Genomic DNA, 18,849 nt, shown 5'->3' with positions numbered 1-18,849 from the left:
CCTCCAGGCTAAGCCAGCGATCAAACTCCTGGTACCCCGGAGATGATTGCCTCGATCAACTTTGGCCGCAGTTCCCGCGCGCTGATCACCGCATCGACCGACCCGACCTCGACCGCGCGCCGGATGTCGTGCACCCGATCGAAGCCCGCCGCCACCTCGCCGAGCTTCTCAGCGCGGACAGCGGTTCGCACCTCGGCCAGCTCGGTCGCGAGCGCGGCCCGCTCGGCGCCGCTCGCGTCCCGAACTCGCTCTGCCAGCGAGGAAACGCGCACGTCGGCCGCGGTCCGGGCGTCGACCTCACCGGCGAACACGACCGCCGCCGCCGGCGCGCCACCGATCACCGAGGCGTACGAACCTTCCACCGCGAGCACGGTCATCGACGGGTTCAGCGCCTTCGAGAACACGACGAACGCGCCGCCGTGATAGCGCGACACGACGCAGAAAACGATCGGTCCCTCGAAGTTCACGATCGCCCGGCCGATCTCGGCGCCGTACTCGAGTTGCAGGTTCCGCATCGAGTCGGGCGAGCCGTCGAAACCGGACAGATTCGCCAGTACCACGAGCGGGCGGTTGCCGCTGGCCGCGTTGATCGCGCGCGCCACCTTCTTCGACGACCGCGGGAACAACGTGCCGGCGGTGTAGGTGTCCGGGCCGTCGGCCGGTGGGAAACCACGCCGCGGGACCGTCTTGGACTCGATCCCGACCAGGCAGACCGGGTACCCGCCGAGCCGCGCGTCCTGCACCACCGCGGTGTCCGCGTCGGCCATCCCCGCCCAGCGCTCGAGCGCCGGGTGGTCCAGGTCGGTGACGGATCGCATCAGCGTACGGATGTCGAACGCCTTCTTGCGGTCCGGGTTCGTCGTCGCGGAGAAGATCTCGCCGACCGTCTTGAAGTCGCTGTCCGGCACGCTGTGCGGGTACGTCGTGACATCGCGGTCGACCGGGTCCGACGTCTCGGCCCGGCGCGGGCCGCTCTCCCCGGGGACGACGTACGAGTGGTCGTAGTGCGCCATCAGCACGTCCCGGGCGCCCTTGAGGTCGGGCGCCCAGTACTGCGCCTCGCCGTTCGGGCCCATCACCCGGTCGTAGCCGCCGATGCCGAAGTTGTCCTCGGCGGAGACGCCACCGGCGAAGTCCAGCGTTTGTTTGCCGGTCAGGACCATCGCGCTGTCCGGGGTCATCACCAGGATGCCCTTGGTGTGCATCAGCATCGTCGCCTCGGCGTTCCAGTACGGCTGCGCGCCGACGTTGATGCCGGCCACGACGACGTTGATCTCCCCGCCGTCCTGGGTGAATTCGACGATCCGCTTCAGTGCCTTGGCGACCCAGTCCATGTTCTCGGTGCCGGAGTCCATCGAGATCCGGGCGCCGGCGGACAACGAGTACCACTCGACCGGCACCCGCATCCGCTCGGCCAGGTCGAGGGCCGCGATGATCCGGGAACACTCCCGCTCCGCGACCGCGCCGAGCGCCTTCGTCGGGTCGCCGCTGAGCGCGACCCGGGTGATTCCTTCGGGGTGCCGCGAGGTCGGCGTACTGACGACGCCGAGGATGATACCGGCCTTGTTCAGGCCGCGGGGGCGGTCGACCGGGACCAGGGCGCCGGTGTCGTCGAGGTCGTACTCGACGAAGGAGCCGCCCGCACCGGCGACCATGCCGCTGACCTCGTACGGGTAGATGGTGTTGCGGCGGCGCGACCGCTGCACCTTCTGGGCGTAGTCGTCGAGCGGCATCAGCCGCCCGGTCGGCGGCTGCTCCACCGAGGTGACGACGCCCGCACCGGGCTGGTAGTAGAACCGCGCCGCGACCGGGTTGATGCTGCCGTCCGGCGCCGCGACCCGGCCCTGGACGAGGACCTCCTCGATCCCGGCTCCCGCGGTCAGCGGGGCGATGTTGCGCTGCAGGGCGGTGACCTCGTCGACCTGGGCGTCGACCACCGGCCAGATGTGCACCCAGACGTGGTTCATGTCGAGCTTCGCGCCGGCCGCGCCGCGATCGGTGCGGGCCCGGCGGATCGCCTCCAGGCAGTTCGCGATCGCCCGCTCCGCGTGCGGCAGCGAGGTCACCTGCCCGTCCTCGTCGCGGACCACGGCGAACTGGCGCACCTGGGCCAGCGCGACCAGGCGCTGATCGGCCTCGTTGTCGCGCGCGACGCAGTAGTAGAGCAGGACGTCTTCGGGCCCTTCCAGCCGGGTGATCCGGAAGTCGCGCAGCCGCCACAGGTTCAGCCGCCGGCCGACCATCGGGTGCACGCCGCGGACGTTGTCGTCCTCGGTCACCGAGCCACCGGCCGGGCGGTAGGTGAAATACGAGACCGGCCGGTCCTGGCCGGGAGCGATCGCGACCGAGAACCGGCGTACCCGCTGGGCGATCGGCAGGTCGGCGACGATCCGGCGGAACCGGTCGGACGCCTCCTGCTGCGACTCCGGCAGGTCCGGGCCGTAGAGGTAGAGCTCGACCACGGCCTCGTGCCCGGCCGGGCGGGCGTCGATCTGGGCGGTCAGCGCCCGGGCCAGCCCGCTGTCCGGGTCGGCGACCTCGGCCACCGTGCCGACCGTGGTGACCAGGTGGCTGGGCCGGTCGTCGATCGTGTAGTCGGCGGTCGCGAACGGCCGCCCGTCGACGGCGAACTCGCGCAGGTCGTGCAGTTCGTACTCGCGGTAGTGCCGGCGGATCAGCACCTCCAGCATCGGCTCGCGCTCACCCCAGCCGCGCTCCAGCCGCTGCGCCAGGAACCGGACGATCGGCTCCGGGATGGCGGCCAGCGCGTCCACACGCTCCTGCCGGTCCGGCGCCTCCGGGTGCGCGGTGAGGTCCGCGACCTCGTCGCCGACCCCGGCCAGGATCGAGGCCCGCTCGGCGTCGACCAGCGGCTGGTCGAACCACCGGAACCGCACGCTCCGGGCCAGGTCGCCGACCACCGGGAAGCGCAGCTGCGTGGCCAGCACCAGCCGGTCCAGCAGGTCGTGCGCCGACTCGTCCAGCGGCGCCTCCGGGCGTGGCTCGGCGATCCAGCGCTGCAGCACCGACGTCACCAGCACGACGTCGGGAGCCGAGCGCTGCTGCGCCAGGAAGATCCGGAACACCGCCTCTTCCAGCTCGGTGCTGCGCTCCAGATCGCTCACGCCGTAGTGACCGAGCACCCGGGTCAGCCGGGCGCGGAACTCGGCCGGCAGACCACCCCGGTCGGGGTCGAGGCTCTGCAGGTAGGTGTGGAAGTGCTCGCGCGGGCTGTGCACCCGGTTCTCGATCGTGGTATCCGCTCCGGCCGGCCGGTTGCGGCTCAGCTCGGCGAAGTCCGCGAACACCTTCAGCAGCTCGATCTCAGCGACGACCGGCGCCTCCGGAAGCTCCGACCGCGCGGCCAGGTAACCGGCCAGGGTTCCGCCTTCGTCCTGCGGGTCGATGTCGAACCCGAGCAGCATGCTGCGCAGGTCGTCCAGTCCCCGCTCGACCCGCTCGGCCGCGGACTTCTCCCCGCTCCCGTTCGGCAGATCCAGCTGTACGCCGTTCTCCGTCGGAGCGGCCTCCTCGGCACCGGCATCGTCGGCCACCGGCTCCAGCCGAAGCAGTGGCGCGCCGGTCTCGACCTGGCTGCCGGTGGCGACCACCAACTCCTTCACGGTCGCCTTGAACGGCGCGTACAGCACCGTCTCCATCTTCATGCTCTCCAGCACGAGCACCGGCGCACCGGCCTCGACCTCGGCGCCGCTCTGCACCGGCGTCGCGACCACGAGCGCCGGCGCGGGAGAACGCAGTACGCCGCCCTCGTCCCGGCTGACGCGATGCGTCACACCGTCCACCTCGACCAGGTGAACCGGGCCGTGCGTCGCGGTCACCAGCCGGAACCGCTGCCCGCCGACGACGAGCCGGCTCGTGTAGTCGTCCAGCCGCTCCAGCTCGGCGTCGACGACCTTGAGGTGGTCGTTGCCGGTGCCGACGCCGACCCGGAACCGGTCCGGCCCGATCCGCGCCACGGTCACCCGGTAACTCGCGCCGCGCAGTTTGAGGTCGATCGCCCGGCCCACCTCGTGCTGCACCTGCGGCCGGCCGCCGTGCGCGGTCTCCAGCAACCGCGTCCGCTCGACTTGCTCGGCGTCCTCGTACCCCTCGATCGCGGCCGCGACCAGCGCAACGCCGGAGTGCCGGTGCGACACCAGCCGGCCCTCGCCGCGGACCCGGTCGATCCAGCCGGTGTCGGCGCTGCCGTCGATCACCTCGGGCTGGTCGAGCAGGTCGAGGATGAAGCTCTTGTTGGTGGCGCCGCCCTCGATCAGCACCGTGGTCGCGCCGACCGCGCGGCGCAGCCGCGCCAGCGCCTCCTCGCGGGTCCGGCCGTAGCCGATGATCTTCGCGATCATCGAGTCGAAGTCGGCCGGGATGCTGTCGCCCGCGCTCACGCCGGTGTCCACCCGGATGCCGGGGCCGGCGGGCAGATCGAGGACCGCGATCCGTCCCGGCGACGGCGCGAAGTCACGGTCCGGATCCTCGGCGTTCAGCCGGGCCTCGACGGCGTGGCCGCTCTCGGCCGGCTTCGTGCCCTCCAGCCGGCCGCCGTTCGCGACGTGCAACTGGGCCTTCACCAGGTCCATCCCGGTGGTCAGTTCGGTAATCGGGTGCTCGACCTGGAGCCGGGTGTTCACCTCGAGGAACGCGAAGGTCTTCTCGCCCGGGTGGTACAGGAACTCGACGGTCGCCGCGCCGCGGTAACCGACCGCCAGGGCCAGCCGCTCGGCCGACGCCTTCAGATCGTCGACCTGGGACGCGGACAGCAGCGGGGAGGCGGACTCCTCGATGACCTTCTGGTTGCGGCGCTGCACCGAGCAGTCCCGGACGCCGAGCGCCCACGCGGTCCCCTGGCCGTCCGCGATGACCTGCACCTCGACGTGCCGGGCTCCGGTGACGAGACGCTCCAGGAAGACCACGCCGCTGCCGAAGGCACGGGCGGCCTCGTCACTGGTCCGCGCGTACGCGTCGGTCAGCTCGTCGGCGGACCGGACCACCCGGATGCCGCGGCCACCGCCGCCGGCCGTTGCCTTGAGCATCAATGGGTAGCCGATCGTCCCGGCCGCCTGCAGGGCCGCCTCCAGCGACTCGACCGGCCCACGGCTCCACGGCGCGACCGGTACGCCGACCTCCTCGGCGATCAGCTTGGACCCGATCTTGTCGCCCAGCTTGCGCATCGCCTCCGGCGACGGCCCGATGAACGTGACGCCGATCCGCTCGCACAGCTCCGCGAACGCCGGGTCCTCGGCCACGAAGCCCCAGCCGACCCAGGCCGCGTCGGCCTTGGTCTCCCGCAGCGCACGCTCCAGCACGGCCAGGTCGAGGTACGGACGCGCGGATGCCGGGCCGAGCGGGTAGGTCAGGTCGGCCTCGCGGACGAACGTCGCCGTCCGCTCACCATCCGTGAACAGGGCAACGGTCTCGATCTGCTCCCCACCTTCGGCGTTCACCTCACGAACCGCGTTGATCAGCCGCATCGCGGCCTCGCCCCGGTTCACTACTGCGATACGCTTGAACATCGACCGCCTCCGTGTCTCACCCTGCCTTGTACGGTTGGGATCGCCAACCGCTGGCACAGGTTTTCAGTCCGAGGGCATTACCGTCGAGTCGGGTCCCCCTAATGACCCTCGCGGCAGGAAAACTGACGCCGGTCGGCGACTTTGGGGAGGACATCGTGGGTGGATTGGCCGAGCGGCTTCGGGCTGAGGTAACCGGACCGGTTCTGGAGCCGGGGGATGAAGGCTTCACCGAGGAACTGGCCGGGTTCAACACGGCGGTGGTGCACAGTCCGGCTCTGGCGGTCGGCATCACCAGTGAGGCCGACGCCGTGGCAGTGGTTCGGGCCGCAGCGGAGACCGGTACGCCGGTCCGCGTGCTGGCGACCGGGCACGGGGTACCGATTCCCGTCACCGACGGCATCCTGGTCACCACGTCCCGGCTGGCCGGCGTGACTGTCGACCCGGACGAGAAGGTGGCGCAGATCAACGCGGGCTGCGTCTGGGCCGATGTCGTCACGGGCGCTGCCGAGCACGGGCTCGCCCCGATCACCGGCGCGTCCGACGTGGTCGGCTGCATCGGCTACACGCTCGGCGGTGGCCTCGGCCCGCTGGCGCGGACCTACGGCTTCTCGTCCGACTGGGCCCGCGGCTTCCGCGTGGTCACCGGGGCGGGCGAGGTCGTGACGGCAACGGCGACCGAGCATCCCGACCTGTTCTGGGCCCTGCGCGGCGGCAAGGGCGGATTCGGCATCGTCACGTCGATGGACTTCGGTCTGGTCGAGCTGACCACGCTGTACGGCGGGTCGGTGTTCTTCGACGCCGAGCACATCCCTCCAGTACTGACCGCGTGGGCCGACTGGACCAAGACGTTGCCCGAGGCAGCGAATTCGTCGGTGGTGGTGCTCCGGCTGCCGCCGCTCGACTTCATCCCCGAACCGCTCCGCGGCAAGACCGTTCTCACCGTCCGCTTCGCCTTCGTCGGTGATGTTGCCGAGGGCAAGCGACTGTTCCAGCCGATCCGGGATGCCGGTACGACGCTGATCGACGCTGTCGGCGAGATGCCGGCCAGTGACATCGCACTGATCCACAACGACCCGAAGGACCCGACCGCGTCGTGGGATCGCGGTGTGATGCTGACCGGGTTCGGCTCGGGCTTCGTCGAGGCGTTCCTCGACGCTGCCGGTCCGGACCGGCAGCTGCCCTTGGTCGCGATCGAGCTCCGGCATCTCGGTGGAGCGACGCAGCGCGACGTACCGGAGGGCAGTGCGGTCGGCGGTCGTGGTGCGGCCGGCACGCTGATGATGATCGGCGTACCCGATCCGGGCCTGTTCGAGCAGGTGCTGCCGGCAACGGGCGACGGCGTCCTGGCCAAGCTGGGCCCCTGGATCTCCGCCGAGACCACGGTCAACTTCGCCGGCGCCTTCGCCGTGCCTGGTTCCTACCGAGCGTCCTGGCCAGCCGACACGTTCACCCGGCTCGCCGAGGTCCGCGCGACGTACGACCCGGAGAAGGTGTTCCCCTACGGTCCCGGCTAGTCCCGCCAGGAGTGCTCGGGGTCGTAGCCGAGCAGCCGGCGTGCCTTGTCGATGGACAGGAGTGTCTCGTTCGGGCCGAACGGGCGCTTCACCGGCACGCCGGGGAAAACCTCGGCGAGCAGCTGCTCGTTGGGCCGGGACATCACCGTGTCCGCGTTGGCGACGATGAACACGTCCGTCCCGGTCACGCCGTACTCGAGCGCCTTGCGGACCGCTTGGGCGCCGTCGCGGGCGTCGATGTAGCCCCAGAGGTTCCACTTGCGCGCGTGCGCGTCGGCGTTGAAGGACGGGAAGCGGACGTAGTCCTCGGGATACATCACGTTCGAGAACCGCAGGCCGATCAGCTTGAGGTCCGGATGCCACCGGCACAGCTGCCGGGCCAGCTCCTCCTCGAGCGTCTTCACCAGCGAGTACGTGCTGTTCGGCCGCGGCGGGTAGTCCTCGTCCACCGGCACGTACGGCGGGAACTCGTCGAACGGCAGTCCGAGCACGGTCTCGCTGGACGCCCACACGATGTTCCGGACGCCGGCCCGCAGTGCCGCGGAGAACACGTTGTAGGTGGCGGTCATGTTGTTCTGGAACGTCGCCGCGTTCGGCCGCAGCCCGGGCGCCGGGATCGCGGCCAGGTGCACCACCGCGTCCACCCCGTCGTGCCGGTCGTCGATCCCGGCGATCGCCTCGTAGGTCTGACCGAAATCGGTCAGGTCGAGCCGCGTCGACACCACATCGGCCCGCGCCGGCGGGGACTGGTCGAGGGCGACCACGTCCCAGCCGTGGTCCGTGAGGTGGTCGACCACTGCCCGGCCGAGCTTGCCGCTGCTCCCGGTCACCGCTACTCGTGTCATGCGTTCAGACTAGGGTGGAGCCTGTGAAGCTTGCTGGGCGGATGGAACGTCTCGGGACCGAGTCTGCGTTCGAGGTGCTGGCCAAGGCGAAGGCGCTGGAGGCGAGTGGGCGGGAGGTCGTGCATCTGGAGATCGGGGAGCCGGACTTCGACACCCCGGAGCACGTGATCGCCGCCGCGCAGCAGGCCCTGGACAAGGGCTTCACGCACTACGTGCCGGCGCCCGGGATCCCGGAGTTGCGGACCGCCGTCACCGAGTTCCTCGAGCGCACCGGCCGGATGACGACCAGCCCGGACCGGGTGCTGATCACGCCTGGCGCCAAGCCCATCATGTTCTTCACGATCATGGCGTTGTGCGAGGAGGGCGACGAGGTCCTCTACCCCGACCCCGGCTTCCCGATGTACGCGTCGATCGCCGCGTTCGCCGGCGCGAAGCCGGTGCCGGTGCCGCTGCGCGAGGAGAACGGGTTCGTCATCGACCCCGACGAACTGCGGTCGCTCGTCACCGACCGGACCAAGCTGCTGATCCTCAACTCCCCGCACAACCCGTGCGGCAGCGCATCGACCCCCGAGCAACTGCGGGCGATCGCCGAGATCGCGATCGAGCACGATCTCGTCGTCCTCAGCGACGAGGTCTACTGGGCGCTGCGCTACGACGGCGATCACCACAGCGTCCTCGACCTCGACGGGATGGCCGAGCGGACCGTCCTCCTCGACGGCTGGTCGAAGACGTTCGCGATGACGGGCTGGCGGCTCGGCTTCGGCGTCTTCCCGCAACCCCTGGTCGAGCCGGTGACCCGCCTGCTGATCAACTCGGTGTCCTGTACGTCGGCCTTCAGCCAGTACGCCGCCATCGCCGCCTTGGAAGGCCCGTGGGACGGCGTCGACCGGATGCTCGCGGCCTTCCGCGAACGCCGCGAGGTCATCGTCTCCGGCCTGAACGCCGTACCAGGCGTCTCCTGCGTCGAGCCCGGCGGCGCCTTCTACGCCTTCCCCAACATCAGCGAGCTCGGCCTGGCCGCGGCGACCCTGGCCGACCGCCTGCTCGACGAAGCCGGCGTGGCCTGCCTCCCCGGTACGTCGTTCGGCGGGTACGGCGAGAACCACCTGCGCTTCTCCTACGCGAACTCGGTCGACAACATCCGCCGCGCTCTCGACGCCTTCACGGCACTCGTCAGCTGAAGGCCTCCGCCGGGTGGACGAGCCGTTGTCCCGACGGACGCTCGGGGCTGGGCGTGATAGCCGGGACACTCTCCCCCGCCTCGGCCATCCGCCGCACGAGCCGCTCGCGAAGCCGCTCGGCGACGTGCGCGTGCGACTGGTAGCCGATCAGGTTGTCGAGCTCGTCCGGATCCGCCATCAGGTCGTAGAGATACGCCTCGTCATACCGGTCGGCGCCGGGACCGTCGCCCGGCGCGGTCACGCCGTATGGGGGCCATTCTCGTCGATTGGAGACCGCTTGCCGAATCGCGCCGACCGGAGGACACGTGAACCCTGCAGGCGGATCCGGCTGTGGCAGAGTGCGGTCATGGAGCTGCATGGGCATACGCATCGGCTGGATCTCGAGGATGCATCGGTACGGGAGTGGGACGCGACGGTGGTCGGGGTCGATCCGGAGCGTGGGATCGTGCTGGACCGGTCTGCCTTCTATCCGGGTGGGGGTGGGCAGCCGCCGGATGAGGGTGTGCTGTTGTGGGGCGGGGTGCGGACCCGGATCGTGGGGACGGTCAAGGGGGACGATCTCTACCTGGTGCCGCAGGAGGGTGACCCGGTGCCGCCGGTCGGGACCGCCGTCCGCGGGGCGCTCGACGACGAGCGTCGTACGGCGTTGATGCGAACGCACTCCGGTCTGCACGTGCTGACGGGCGTGGTGTTCCGCGACTACGGCGCGCTGGTCACGGGCGGGAACATGGAGCCGCTCACCGCCCGGATGGACTTCGATCTCTCCGAGGTGCCGCCGGACTTCAAGGACCGCGTCGCCGAGGCGGTGAACGCGGAGATCCGGACCGATCGCCGGATCACGGTGAGCAACCTGCCCCGGGACGAGGCGTTCGCGATCCCGGACATCATCCGCACCGCCACGAACCTCTTGCCACCCGACATCGAGGTCGTACGCATCGTCGACATCGACGGTCTGGACACCCAGGCCGACGGCGGGACGCATGTCGCCTCGACCGCGCTGATCGGCCGGATGGAAGTGGTCAAGATGGAGAGCAAGGGCCGGGGCTTCCGCCGCCTCCGCGTCCGCCTCAGCTGAAGCGGACGGCTACGAGCGCGCCTTCTTCTTCAGCTCGGCTTCTTGCCGGCGGACCTCGGCCTGCGTTGCACGTTCGTGCTCCAGCCAGTCCGGGTTCTCGGCGCGGATGGCCTCGATGTCGTCGGTGGTCAGCGCCTCGGTGATCCCGGCGCGAGCCAGGCCGCTGATCGAGACTCCGAGCCTGGCCGCCACCACCGAGCGCGGGTGCGGTCCGGTCCGCCGGAGCTCGCGCAGCCATTCGGGCGGGTCCGCCTGCAGCGCATTCAGCTCGTCGCGCGACACGACGCCCTCCTGGAACTCGGCAGGGGTGGCCGGGAGGTACACGTCCAGCTTCTTCGCCGCCGTCGCGGGCTTCATCGTCTGGGGTGTCTTGCGCGCTGTCATGGCAGCAGCGTAGTCCGTGCCCTGATCACGCCCGGTAACCTGACTGCCGTGACCGGACAATCCTCCTTCCGGCTGGGCTACGTGCCCGGCGTGACACCCGCCAAGTGGGTGCGGATCTGGACGGAGCGGTTGCCCCGGGTCCCGCTGGAGCTGATCCAGGTCGCCGCCGCCGACGCGCCCGCACTGGTCCGCGGCGGCGAGGCCGACGCCATCCTGCTCCGGCTGCCGATCGACCGCGACGGCCTGCACGCCATTCCCTTGTACGTCGAGCAGACGGTGGTCGTGGTCCCGAAGGACCACGTGGTTACGGCGGCCGACGAGGTGACCACCGCGGACCTCGCGGACGAACTCATGCTGCATCCGATGGACGACGTCCTCGGCTGGGACCGCCCACCGGGGCGGATCATCGGCGAACGCCCGGCCGGCACCGCGGACGCGGTCGCGTTGGTTGCCATGGGCACCGGGTTGCTCGTCGTACCGCAGTCGCTGGCCCGGCTGCACCACCGCAAGGACCTGACCTACCGGCCGCTCACCGACGCGCCGGAGTCACAGATCGCGCTGTCCTGGCGCGACGACGACACCTCGGAGCTGGTGGAGCAGTTCATCGGCATCGTCCGCGGCCGGACGGTCAACAGCACCCGCGGTCCGGCCCCGGCCGAGAAGCCAGCCAAGACCGCGGCGAAGAAGACGGCCCAGAAGGGCGCACAGAAGAGCGGGCAGAAGACCGGCAAGCAGGCTCCCGCCGGCGGGCGGCGCAAGCCGTCGCGCCGGCGCTAGTATCCGATTGAGTTCTCAACTACCATGCCCTCATGGCGATCTTCCGGTTGAATCACGCGGTGCTGTACGTCCGGGACGTGGCCGAGAGCGTCGCGTTCTACCGGGACGTGCTCGGCTTCGGCTACACCGAGGGCGGTGACGCGATGCAGGGCGCGGCCTTCCTCCGGGCGCCGGGGTCGACGAACGACCACGATCTCGGGCTGTTCCAGATCGGATCGGAGGCCGGGCCGTCCGGCGCCGGCCGGTCGACGGTCGGCCTCTACCACCTCGCCTGGGAGGTGGACACGCTCGGCGACCTCGAGGATCTGGCCACGACGCTGAGCGAGCACGGCGCCCTGGTCGGCGCGTCGGACCACGGGACGACGAAGTCGCTGTACGGCAAGGACCCGAACGGGCTCGAGTTCGAGATCGTCTGGATCATCCCGGCGCACCTGCTCACGGACGAGGACCGGCAGAAGGCCGGCGTCGCGCGACTGGACCTGGCCGCCGAGGTCGCCAAGTACGGCCGCGACGCCCGCAGCGGCGTCGGCATCTCGCGCGTCCTGGGCTGAGCTCGCTCGTAGAGCGTCCTGAGCTCAGCGGCTAGCGACCAGGTGGTCGGCGATCCGGAGTGAGCCGGCCAGCACGGTCAGCACCGGGTTCACTCCCCCGTTCGTCACGTGCACCGACGCGTCGGCGATCCACACGTTGTCGTGTCCCCACACCCGCCCGTACGGATCGGTGACCGACCGGGCCGGATCGTCGCCCATCCGGCACGTCCCGGCCTGGTGCTGCCCACTGCTCGCCCGTCCCAGCGTGCCGACCTGACCAACGGCCGTCCGTACGGCACCGGCCTCCTCCAGCCACTGCCGGGCCTTCGCGCTCATGAAGCCGTGCGCCCGCACATCCTCCGGATGGATCGACCCACTGATCACGACCACCGGGTTCCCGAAGCGGTCGAGGACGCGGGGATCGACCCGGACCCGCGACTCCGCCGACGACACCTCCTGGATCGGCCCGACCACGCGCAGCATCCGCCGCGACTCGCGCCGCATCGCCGCCTTCCCCACAGCCCCGGCGCGGGGGATCAGCCCGGCACCGGCCAGATAGTCGTACGTCGCGGCCGGCGTCGGCACGAACTCGTTGGCCAGCATCCCGCCACCGATGATCCCGTCGTTGCCATGCCGGAAGTCGCAGGTCGCGATCGACGCCCCGGGCCCGACCAGGTCCATCACCTCGTCGTCGAACAGTCCGGCCGCTCCGGCGTACACGTGGGCCTGGAGGTGCCTGCCGACCTGATCCTGGTTGTTGCCGAGGCCGTTCGGCTCGTGCTCGTGGGCACTGTTCAGCAACAGCCGAGGTGTCTCGGAGGCACCCGCGGCGACCACCACGTCCGCGCACTCCACAGTCCGTCGCCAGATCCCGCCGTACCCGTCGTCAGCGACCAGTGCGACGCCGGTGACCCGGCCGGACTGGTCGGTGACCAGACGCTCGGCTGTCGTCTCGGTCACCAGCGTGCAGCGACCAGTCGCCAGTGCGGCCGGCAGCGAGGTGTTGTGAGTGCCCGCCTTCGCCTCAACCGGGCAAGCGAAGCCGACGCACTGCCCGCACCGGACGCAGGCGGCCCGCCCCCGGTAGTCGACCGAGTTGATCAGCAGCGGTACGTCGAGAATCCCCCAACCCAACCGGTCAGCGGCCGCGGCGAGGCGGTCAGCCGGACCGGTCCGCGGCAGGGGCGGCATCGGCAGCGGGATCGACCGTGGCTCGTGCCATGGATCCGTTCCTCCACCGCTCACACCGAACCGTTGCTCGGCCAACGAGTAGTACGGCTCCAGGTCGTCGTACGTGATCGGCCAGTCCGCCAGCGCACTTCCCTCGGGTACGCCGTACGTCGTGGCCATCGTGAAGTCGCGCGGGACGAACCGCCACGCCTGCGCGCCGTACACCCGGGTGCCACCGCCGACCGTGAAGGCGTTGTTGCCCCAACCACCATCAGGCGGCAGCACCTGACTCGGTACGCCGTCGACCACGGCGATCCGTGGTCGCCCGTGCGGATCGGGATCGGTCACGGCCGGCAGCCCGGCCACCGAGCGAGGGTTCCGCAGATGGTCGTGCGTCAGCGATGCCGTGGTCGGGTAGCGCCCGGTCTCCACCACCAGCACGGACCGCCCGGACTCGGCCAGCACCTGCGCCGCCGCTCCACCGCCCGCACCCGAGCCGATCACGACACAGTCGTACCGATCCGCCAACGCAGTCCGCGGTGTGACTGTCAGCTCGGTCTCGACTGCCGGAAAGTCGCCTGTCTGCCAGCCGACCATCGCCCACGCCGCCGGGTCCGCGTAGTACCCCTGCTGCACCAGCCGCACGAGCCAAGCACCGTCATCGTCCGCGAGCACCGCCTCGAGGTCGGGCTCCGGCCCGGCCATCTCCAGCGCCCGCTCCACCCGCGCCCGCCAGTCCGGCCGATCGAGCGTCAGCACCCGCTCGATGAACTCCACCGCCCCGGCCTCCGCCGCCGACGGGAAATCGTCCCTCGGTACGGCGACCTCCGCCAGCCGCTCCAGCACCATCCGCTGCTGCTCAGACAATCGCACGGACCAACCCAATCAGACGTTGCCCCAGTTGTCGTGGGAGACGCCTGACCAGTTTGTACTTGCCGGTCCATTTTTGCCGAGCCACCCTGTGGGCATGGCACTTGACGACTATTACCTGCTCGGCCGGTCGGGACTCCGCGTCAGCCGGCTGGCCCTGGGCACGATGAACTTCGGCACGGCCGGCTTCCACGCGCCGTACGGGAAGACCGAGGACGAGGCACGGGCGATCTTCCGCGCGTACGTCGATGCCGGAGGCAACTTTCTCGACACGGCCGACTTCTACACCGCGGGCGAGAGCGAGCGGATCCTCGGCAAGCTGATCGCGGAGTCCGGGATCCGCGAGCGGATGGTGCTCACCACCAAGGCGACCAACAGTGTCGACCCCGGTGACCCGAACGCGGGCGGCAACGGCCGCAAGCACCTGATCCGCGCGGTCGAGGCGTCCCTGCGCCGCCTCGGCACCGACTACCTCGACCTCTTCCTGCTCCACACCTGGGACCGGATCACCCCGGTCGAGGAGGTCCTCCGCACGCTCGACGACCTCACCCGCGCCGGCAAGATCCGGTACGCCGGGCTGTCCGACGTACCGGCCTGGTACGCCGCTCGCGCGCAGACCCTCGCGGACGCGCACGCGATGACGCCGATGGTCAACCTGCAACTGCCGTACTCGTTGGTCGAGCGGACGATCGAGACCGAGCATGTCCCGGTCGGGCAGCAGCTCGGGCTCGGGATCACGGCGTGGAGTCCGCTCGGCAGCGGGTTCCTGACCGGGAAGTACCGGCGGGACGACTCACAAGGCGTGGCCGGCGACGGGCGTCTCACCGGCGATGGCGCGCCGGTGCGGGTGTGGTCCGATCGGCACTGGGACCTGTTGAAGACAGTGGAGTCGGTGGCGGACAAGCTCGGCGTGACGATGGCCCAGGTCGCCATCAACTGGGTCGCGACGCAGCCTGGGATCGCTTCCGCGATCGTCGGTGCGAGCAGCCCGGAGCAACTGCGGTCCAGCATGAAGGCCCTCGACTTCGAGCTGCCGGACGAGCTCCGGATGGCGCTCGACGAGGCCAGCGCCGTACCGCCGGAGTCGGTCTACCGGATGTTCACGCCGGCGTACCAGGGCTGGCTGGTCAACCCGAATGCGAAGGTCGCGGACAAGCCGGCCGGCTACCGCCCGCCCGTGCTCAACTGGAACTAGCGCGCAGGTAGTCCAGGCACAGATCCAAGGCGTACTCGAGATGCTGGGCCGAGCCGCTCGACATCAGGATGGCGACGCCGCCCTGGATCGAGGCGACCAGCGCCGCGGAGGCACGGGCGGGATCCACGTCGGACCGGATCTCGCCCGCGGCCTTCATGTCCTCGATGCCGGCCTGGATCCGGCGCTGCCACTGCGACAGCAGCTTGGCGGTCACCGCCTGCGCCGCCGGGGTGTGCCGGCCGATCTCGGTGATCAGTACGCCGAGTGGGCAGTTCACCCCTTGGCGCCGGTACTTCTCGACGACGGCGTCACGCCACTCGTGCCAGGCGTCCCACGAGGTCAACTGCCCGAGGTGCGGCTCCTGATCCTCCAGCACCTGATCGGCCTCGCGCTCCGCCACCGCCAGCAGCAACTGCTCCTTGCCGTCCGGGAAGTAATGGAACAGCTGGCTCTTGCCGGTCCGGCTCCGCCGCCCGACGTCGTCCAGAGTCACCGCGGAGACCCCGCGCTCCCGGATCTCGGCCGCGGCCGCCGCCACGATCCGCTCCCGCGTCGCCACACCCTTCGCCGTCAGCACACCAGTGACTGTACCCGCCGGTCCAATGAGCTACGTCGTGACCGGATGCGGACGGTACGGCGCCTCCACGCGGGCTCGCTCGTCGGAGGTCAGGGTCAGGTCGGCCGCGGCGACCGCGTCCTCGACGTGCTGGAGCTTCGTGGCGCCGACGATCGGCGCGGTCACGCCGAGAGCGCCCATCAGCCACGCGAGCGCGACCTGTGCGGGTGCTACTTCGCGCTCGGCCGCGACCGCACGGACGGCCTCCACCACCGCCAGGTCGCTCTCGCCGTACAGGTCGTCGGCGACCGGGTCCGCGCCGGATCTCGCCGTACCTCCGGTCCCGGCGAGCAGGCCGCGGGCCAGCGGGCTGTAGGGGATGACGCCGACGCCCTGGTCGATGCAGAGCGGGATCATCTCGCGCTCTTCCTCGCGGTAGACCAGGTTGTAGTGGTTCTGCATCGAGACGAACGGGATCGGCGCCACCCGCTGCGCCTTCGCGAACTGCCAGGCGAACATGCTCGACGCGCCGAGGTACCGGACCTTGCCCGCGCGGACGACGTCCGCGAGTGCTTCCATCGTCTCCTCGATCGGCGTCTCGTCGTCCCACCGGTGGATCTGGTAGAGGTCGACGTACTCCGTGCCGAGCCGGCGCAGCGACGCGTCGATCGCGTCCAGGATGTGCTTGCGGGACAGGCCGCGATCGTTCGGGCCCGGGCCGGTCGGGTAGTACACCTTGGTCGCCAGCACGTAGTCCTCACGCCGGCCGAAGAACTTGCCCAGCAGCCGCCCGGTCAGCTCCTCCCCAGTCCCCTTGGAGTAGGCGTCGGCGGTGTCGAAGAACGTCACGCCGCCCTCGACCGCCCGGCGGACGATCGGCTCCGCGGCCTCCTCACCGAGATGCCACTCCCGCGCCCCGCCGGTGCCGAAGCTCATCATCCCCAGGCAGATCCGCGAGACCCGCAGACCGGTCGCCCCGAGCCGGACCTGCTCCATCTCAGCGCCGCCCGTCGTTCAGCTCGGCGAGCTTCCCGAACACCCGCTTCGGCGTCCACCGCCCGTCGTCGTCGACCGCGACCAGCCCGTACGACGACAGGTCGAGGTCGTGCTGTGGATCATCGGGACGGTGCTGCAGTTCGTAGCCGGCGAAGCTGAACCAGAACGCGGCCGCGAGTTCGATCCGGTCGAACTCCTCGACGAGCTCCAGCAGGTACTCCACTTGTTCCTCCTCGTCGCGCTGGTAGGTCCCGTTGATCGCCGGCGGCTCGGCACTCCGGTCGACGATCATCCAGCCCGAACCGCCGCGATCGGCCGCACCCTGATAGGCGCAGCAGCCGAACTCGGTGACCGCCACCGGCTTGCCCCACTTCAGCCGGGCCTGCAGTTCGTCCCGGAAGTTCGCCGCGTTGGCGGCGTCGCGGTAGGCGTCGACACTGACGATGTCGAACAGCTCCCAGTTCACGTCCTCCCACAGCCCCGCGGCGTAGGTGATCCGGCCGCCGAACACCCCGCGGGCCGCCGTCACCAACTGCTGCTGGACCTCGCCCCAGCGCGCCAGCCCGGCGAACAACTGCGCCATCTTCTCCTCATCGGTCCAGGTGGCCGGATCGGCCATCGTCGCCAGCCGCTCCCCCGAGGTCTCGCCCGGCACGAAGCCCTTGCAGAACACGGACAGCTCGCACCCGAGCACCAGTACGACGTCGCCCCGGCCGGACTGCCGCAGTGTCTCCGCCCGGGCGCCGCAATCAGTCAGGAACGCGATGAAGTCGTCCGGCTCGAGATCCATCGGAACCGGCGAGAACCATAGGTCGAGCCCGGCCTCCAGGGCCGCCTCTCCCGCGATCACCAGCCGGTCCGGGTCGTTGCCCGACACCCGGACCGCCGGAGCGTGCAGGTCGTTCGCAATCAGCCGCAGCTCGTCCTGCACCGTTCCGGCGTCGAACCGGGTGCGCGTGCTGCGGCCGTCGTACCGCAGGCCGGTGTCGTAGTTCACCCCAACAGGAAGCATGGTCAGCAGCGTAGCAACCAATCTCATACTCGGTACATCTTTTTATCGGGTATGACTCCACCTATCCTGACTCCTGTGGACCAGCACGCAGCCCCCGGCCGCCGGGAGCGGAAGAAGGCCGAGCTCCGGACACGGATCTCCGAGGTCGCCACCACGCTCTTCCTGGAGCGTGGCTTCGACGACGTCTCGGTGTCGGAGGTCGCCGAGGCCGCCGACGTGGCCCGGCCGACCGTCTTCGCGCACTTCGCGCGCAAGGAGGACATGCTGTTCGACCGCTATCCGGAGGCGGAGTCTCTCGTCGTTGCAGCGGTTACCGACCGCGCGCCCGGTACCTCCGCGGTGGCGGCGCTGTCCACCCTGCTGGTCGACCTGGCCGACGCCGGGCATCCGCTGGCCGCGATCCGCGGCCAGTTCGCCCGCTTCTGGGAAGTTGTCGCGTCGTCACGGGCTCTGCAGTCCCGTGCCCGCGAGCTGCTCGACCACCTCGAGCAGGCGATCGCCGCCGCGATGGATCGCACCGACGTCCCCGACGCACCACTCACCGCGGCCCTCACGGTCGCCGCCTACCGCACCGTGCACCTCGAGTCGGTCCGGCGAATCCGGGCGGGCGACGACGCCGACAAGGTCGCCGCCGATCACCGCCGGCGCATCGGCACCGCACTCGCGCGGGTGGACTACCTGAGGTAGCCGGCGATGGTACGGGCGCAGTCGATCGACTCGGCGTGGGCGCTGTCGACCTCGACGTCGTACTTCACGCCCTCGTGGACGATCCGCGCCTGCTGCGCGGCCATGCCGACGGCCCGGTCTCCCCGGGCGAGCTCGCGACCCGCCACAACTTCGGGCGCGCACCGGACGCCTACCCACAGCGTCTCGAGGTCACCGATCGCGTCGCGCCACCGCTGCTGGGAGGCCGCGCCGCCGAGGAAGACGTCGTCGATGATCACTCGGCCGCCCGCCCGGCAGATCGCGACCATGCCGGTCACCCACGCCGCCTCCAGCTCGCGGAACGCCGGCCCGACCGAGACCGCACCGTCCGGGCCGATCTCGATCCCGTCCGCCGCCCCTTCCATCGCGGCCGGCATCGCGTCGACGAAGTCGTCCACACTGAAGGCCAGCCACGGCTCGTCCAGCACCGCCTGAAGACACCGCACAATCCCGGTCTTCCCGGAGCTCGATCCACCGTTGATGATCACCAAACGAGCCGTCACGGCCGCAAGGC

The 18,849-nt window shown here is 70.4% G+C and carries 16 protein-coding genes; 7 read left to right on the top strand and 9 right to left on the bottom strand.

Annotated elements, in window-relative coordinates; all coding sequences use genetic code 11:
• Nucleotides 1-20: 20 nt before the first annotated feature.
• Complete coding sequence (locus OG876_RS30865; protein ID WP_328520177.1) at nucleotides 21-5,525, bottom strand: ATP-binding protein; 5,505 nt, start codon at nucleotides 5,523-5,525, stop codon at nucleotides 21-23.
• Between the two features lie 155 nt (nucleotides 5,526-5,680).
• On the opposite strand from OG876_RS30865, the gene OG876_RS30860 reads away from it, so the two are divergent.
• Nucleotides 5,681-7,039, top strand: coding sequence for an FAD-binding oxidoreductase (locus OG876_RS30860; protein WP_328520176.1), 1,359 nt, complete (start codon nucleotides 5,681-5,683; stop codon nucleotides 7,037-7,039).
• On the opposite strand, the gene OG876_RS30855 is transcribed toward OG876_RS30860, so the two are convergent.
• Nucleotides 7,036-7,884, bottom strand: coding sequence for an NAD-dependent epimerase/dehydratase family protein (locus OG876_RS30855; RefSeq protein ID WP_328520175.1), 849 nt, complete (start codon nucleotides 7,882-7,884; stop codon nucleotides 7,036-7,038). The genes OG876_RS30860 and OG876_RS30855 overlap by 4 nt on opposite strands.
• Before the next feature lie 23 nt (nucleotides 7,885-7,907).
• Between OG876_RS30855 and OG876_RS30850 the strand changes: the two genes are divergently transcribed.
• Nucleotides 7,908-9,065 carry a pyridoxal phosphate-dependent aminotransferase gene (locus OG876_RS30850; protein ID WP_328520174.1) on the top strand — a complete coding sequence of 386 codons (1,158 nt, stop codon included), beginning with the start codon at nucleotides 7,908-7,910 and terminating at the stop codon, nucleotides 9,063-9,065.
• Here the strand turns inward: OG876_RS30850 and OG876_RS30845 are convergent.
• Entirely contained in the window at nucleotides 9,058-9,306 is a 249-nt protein-coding gene (locus OG876_RS30845) for a hypothetical protein (RefSeq protein ID WP_328520173.1), read from the bottom strand. The two genes, OG876_RS30850 and OG876_RS30845, sit on opposite strands and share 8 nt — an antisense overlap.
• Nucleotides 9,307-9,411: 105 nt before the next feature.
• On the opposite strand from OG876_RS30845, the gene OG876_RS30840 reads away from it, so the two are divergent.
• Nucleotides 9,412-10,140 (top strand): alanyl-tRNA editing protein, encoded by a 729-nt coding sequence (locus OG876_RS30840; RefSeq protein WP_328520172.1) that lies wholly within the window; start codon nucleotides 9,412-9,414, stop codon nucleotides 10,138-10,140.
• A 9-nt stretch (nucleotides 10,141-10,149) separates the two neighbouring features.
• Here OG876_RS30840 and OG876_RS30835 read toward each other — a convergent pair whose 3' ends face one another.
• Nucleotides 10,150-10,524 (bottom strand): DUF5997 family protein, encoded by a 375-nt coding sequence (locus tag OG876_RS30835; RefSeq protein ID WP_328520171.1) that lies wholly within the window; start codon nucleotides 10,522-10,524, stop codon nucleotides 10,150-10,152.
• Between the two features lie 48 nt (nucleotides 10,525-10,572).
• Here OG876_RS30835 and OG876_RS30830 point away from each other — a divergent pair, with 48 nt between their 5' ends.
• Together OG876_RS30830 and OG876_RS30825 are read left to right on the top strand one after the other, a co-directional pair.
• Nucleotides 10,573-11,301: a LysR substrate-binding domain-containing protein gene (locus OG876_RS30830; RefSeq protein WP_328520170.1), complete on the top strand. Its 729-nt coding sequence runs from the start codon at nucleotides 10,573-10,575 to the stop codon at nucleotides 11,299-11,301.
• Between the two features lie 32 nt (nucleotides 11,302-11,333).
• Nucleotides 11,334-11,852, top strand: a complete 519-nt coding sequence (locus tag OG876_RS30825; protein WP_328520169.1) for a VOC family protein — start codon at nucleotides 11,334-11,336, stop codon at nucleotides 11,850-11,852.
• Nucleotides 11,853-11,876: 24 nt separating this feature from the next.
• Here OG876_RS30825 and OG876_RS30820 read toward each other — a convergent pair whose 3' ends face one another.
• A complete protein-coding gene (locus OG876_RS30820; protein WP_328520168.1) occupies nucleotides 11,877-13,874 on the bottom strand; it encodes a GMC oxidoreductase in 1,998 nt (665 codons plus the stop codon).
• 94 nt (nucleotides 13,875-13,968) lie between these two features.
• Here OG876_RS30820 and OG876_RS30815 point away from each other — a divergent pair, with 94 nt between their 5' ends.
• Nucleotides 13,969-15,066, top strand: coding sequence for an aldo/keto reductase (locus tag OG876_RS30815; RefSeq protein ID WP_328520167.1), 1,098 nt, complete (start codon nucleotides 13,969-13,971; stop codon nucleotides 15,064-15,066).
• Here OG876_RS30815 and OG876_RS30810 read toward each other — a convergent pair.
• The 3 genes from OG876_RS30810 to OG876_RS30800 are packed head-to-tail and all read right to left on the bottom strand — an operon-like array spanning nucleotide 15,053 to nucleotide 17,630.
• Nucleotides 15,053-15,643: a TetR/AcrR family transcriptional regulator gene (locus tag OG876_RS30810; RefSeq protein WP_328520166.1), complete on the bottom strand. Its 591-nt coding sequence runs from the start codon at nucleotides 15,641-15,643 to the stop codon at nucleotides 15,053-15,055. The two genes, OG876_RS30815 and OG876_RS30810, sit on opposite strands and share 14 nt — an antisense overlap.
• Nucleotides 15,644-15,673: 30 nt before the next feature.
• Nucleotides 15,674-16,618, bottom strand: coding sequence for an aldo/keto reductase (locus tag OG876_RS30805; RefSeq protein ID WP_328520165.1), 945 nt, complete (start codon nucleotides 16,616-16,618; stop codon nucleotides 15,674-15,676).
• A 1-nt stretch (nucleotide 16,619) separates the two neighbouring features.
• Nucleotides 16,620-17,630 carry a hypothetical protein gene (locus OG876_RS30800; protein WP_328520164.1) on the bottom strand — a complete coding sequence of 337 codons (1,011 nt, stop codon included), beginning with the start codon at nucleotides 17,628-17,630 and terminating at the stop codon, nucleotides 16,620-16,622.
• Nucleotides 17,631-17,705: 75 nt separating this feature from the next.
• On the opposite strand from OG876_RS30800, the gene OG876_RS30795 reads away from it, so the two are divergent.
• Nucleotides 17,706-18,317, top strand: coding sequence for a TetR/AcrR family transcriptional regulator (locus OG876_RS30795; protein ID WP_328520163.1), 612 nt, complete (start codon nucleotides 17,706-17,708; stop codon nucleotides 18,315-18,317).
• Here the strand turns inward: OG876_RS30795 and cpt are convergent.
• Complete coding sequence (gene cpt / locus OG876_RS30790) at nucleotides 18,305-18,838, bottom strand: chloramphenicol phosphotransferase CPT (protein WP_328520162.1); 534 nt, start codon at nucleotides 18,836-18,838, stop codon at nucleotides 18,305-18,307. The two genes, OG876_RS30795 and cpt, sit on opposite strands and share 13 nt — an antisense overlap.
• Between the last annotated feature and the right edge of the window lie 11 nt (nucleotides 18,839-18,849).

The sequence above is a fragment of the Kribbella sp. NBC_00359 genome (genome assembly GCF_036097425.1).
In the GTDB taxonomy this organism is placed as follows: domain Bacteria; phylum Actinomycetota; class Actinomycetes; order Propionibacteriales; family Kribbellaceae; genus Kribbella.
This window is presented reverse-complemented; position numbering and strand designations above follow the sequence as displayed.

Excerpts from the sequence above, each read along its gene's own strand:
- OG876_RS30825 (WP_328520169.1), top strand. The coding sequence starts at position 11,334 with ATGGCGATCTTCCGGTTGAATCACGCGGTGCTGTACGTCCGGGACGTG.
- OG876_RS30855 (WP_328520175.1), bottom strand. The coding sequence starts at position 7,884 with ATGACACGAGTAGCGGTGACCGGGAGCAGCGGCAAGCTCGGCCGGGCA.
- OG876_RS30800 (WP_328520164.1), bottom strand. The coding sequence starts at position 17,630 with ATGCTTCCTGTTGGGGTGAACTACGACACCGGCCTGCGGTACGACGGC.
- OG876_RS30835 (WP_328520171.1), bottom strand. The coding sequence starts at position 10,524 with ATGACAGCGCGCAAGACACCCCAGACGATGAAGCCCGCGACGGCGGCG.
- OG876_RS30815 (WP_328520167.1), top strand. The coding sequence starts at position 13,969 with ATGGCACTTGACGACTATTACCTGCTCGGCCGGTCGGGACTCCGCGTC.
- OG876_RS30865 (WP_328520177.1), bottom strand. The coding sequence starts at position 5,525 with ATGTTCAAGCGTATCGCAGTAGTGAACCGGGGCGAGGCCGCGATGCGG.
- OG876_RS30840 (WP_328520172.1), top strand. The coding sequence starts at position 9,412 with ATGGAGCTGCATGGGCATACGCATCGGCTGGATCTCGAGGATGCATCG.
- OG876_RS30805 (WP_328520165.1), bottom strand. The coding sequence starts at position 16,618 with ATGGAGCAGGTCCGGCTCGGGGCGACCGGTCTGCGGGTCTCGCGGATC.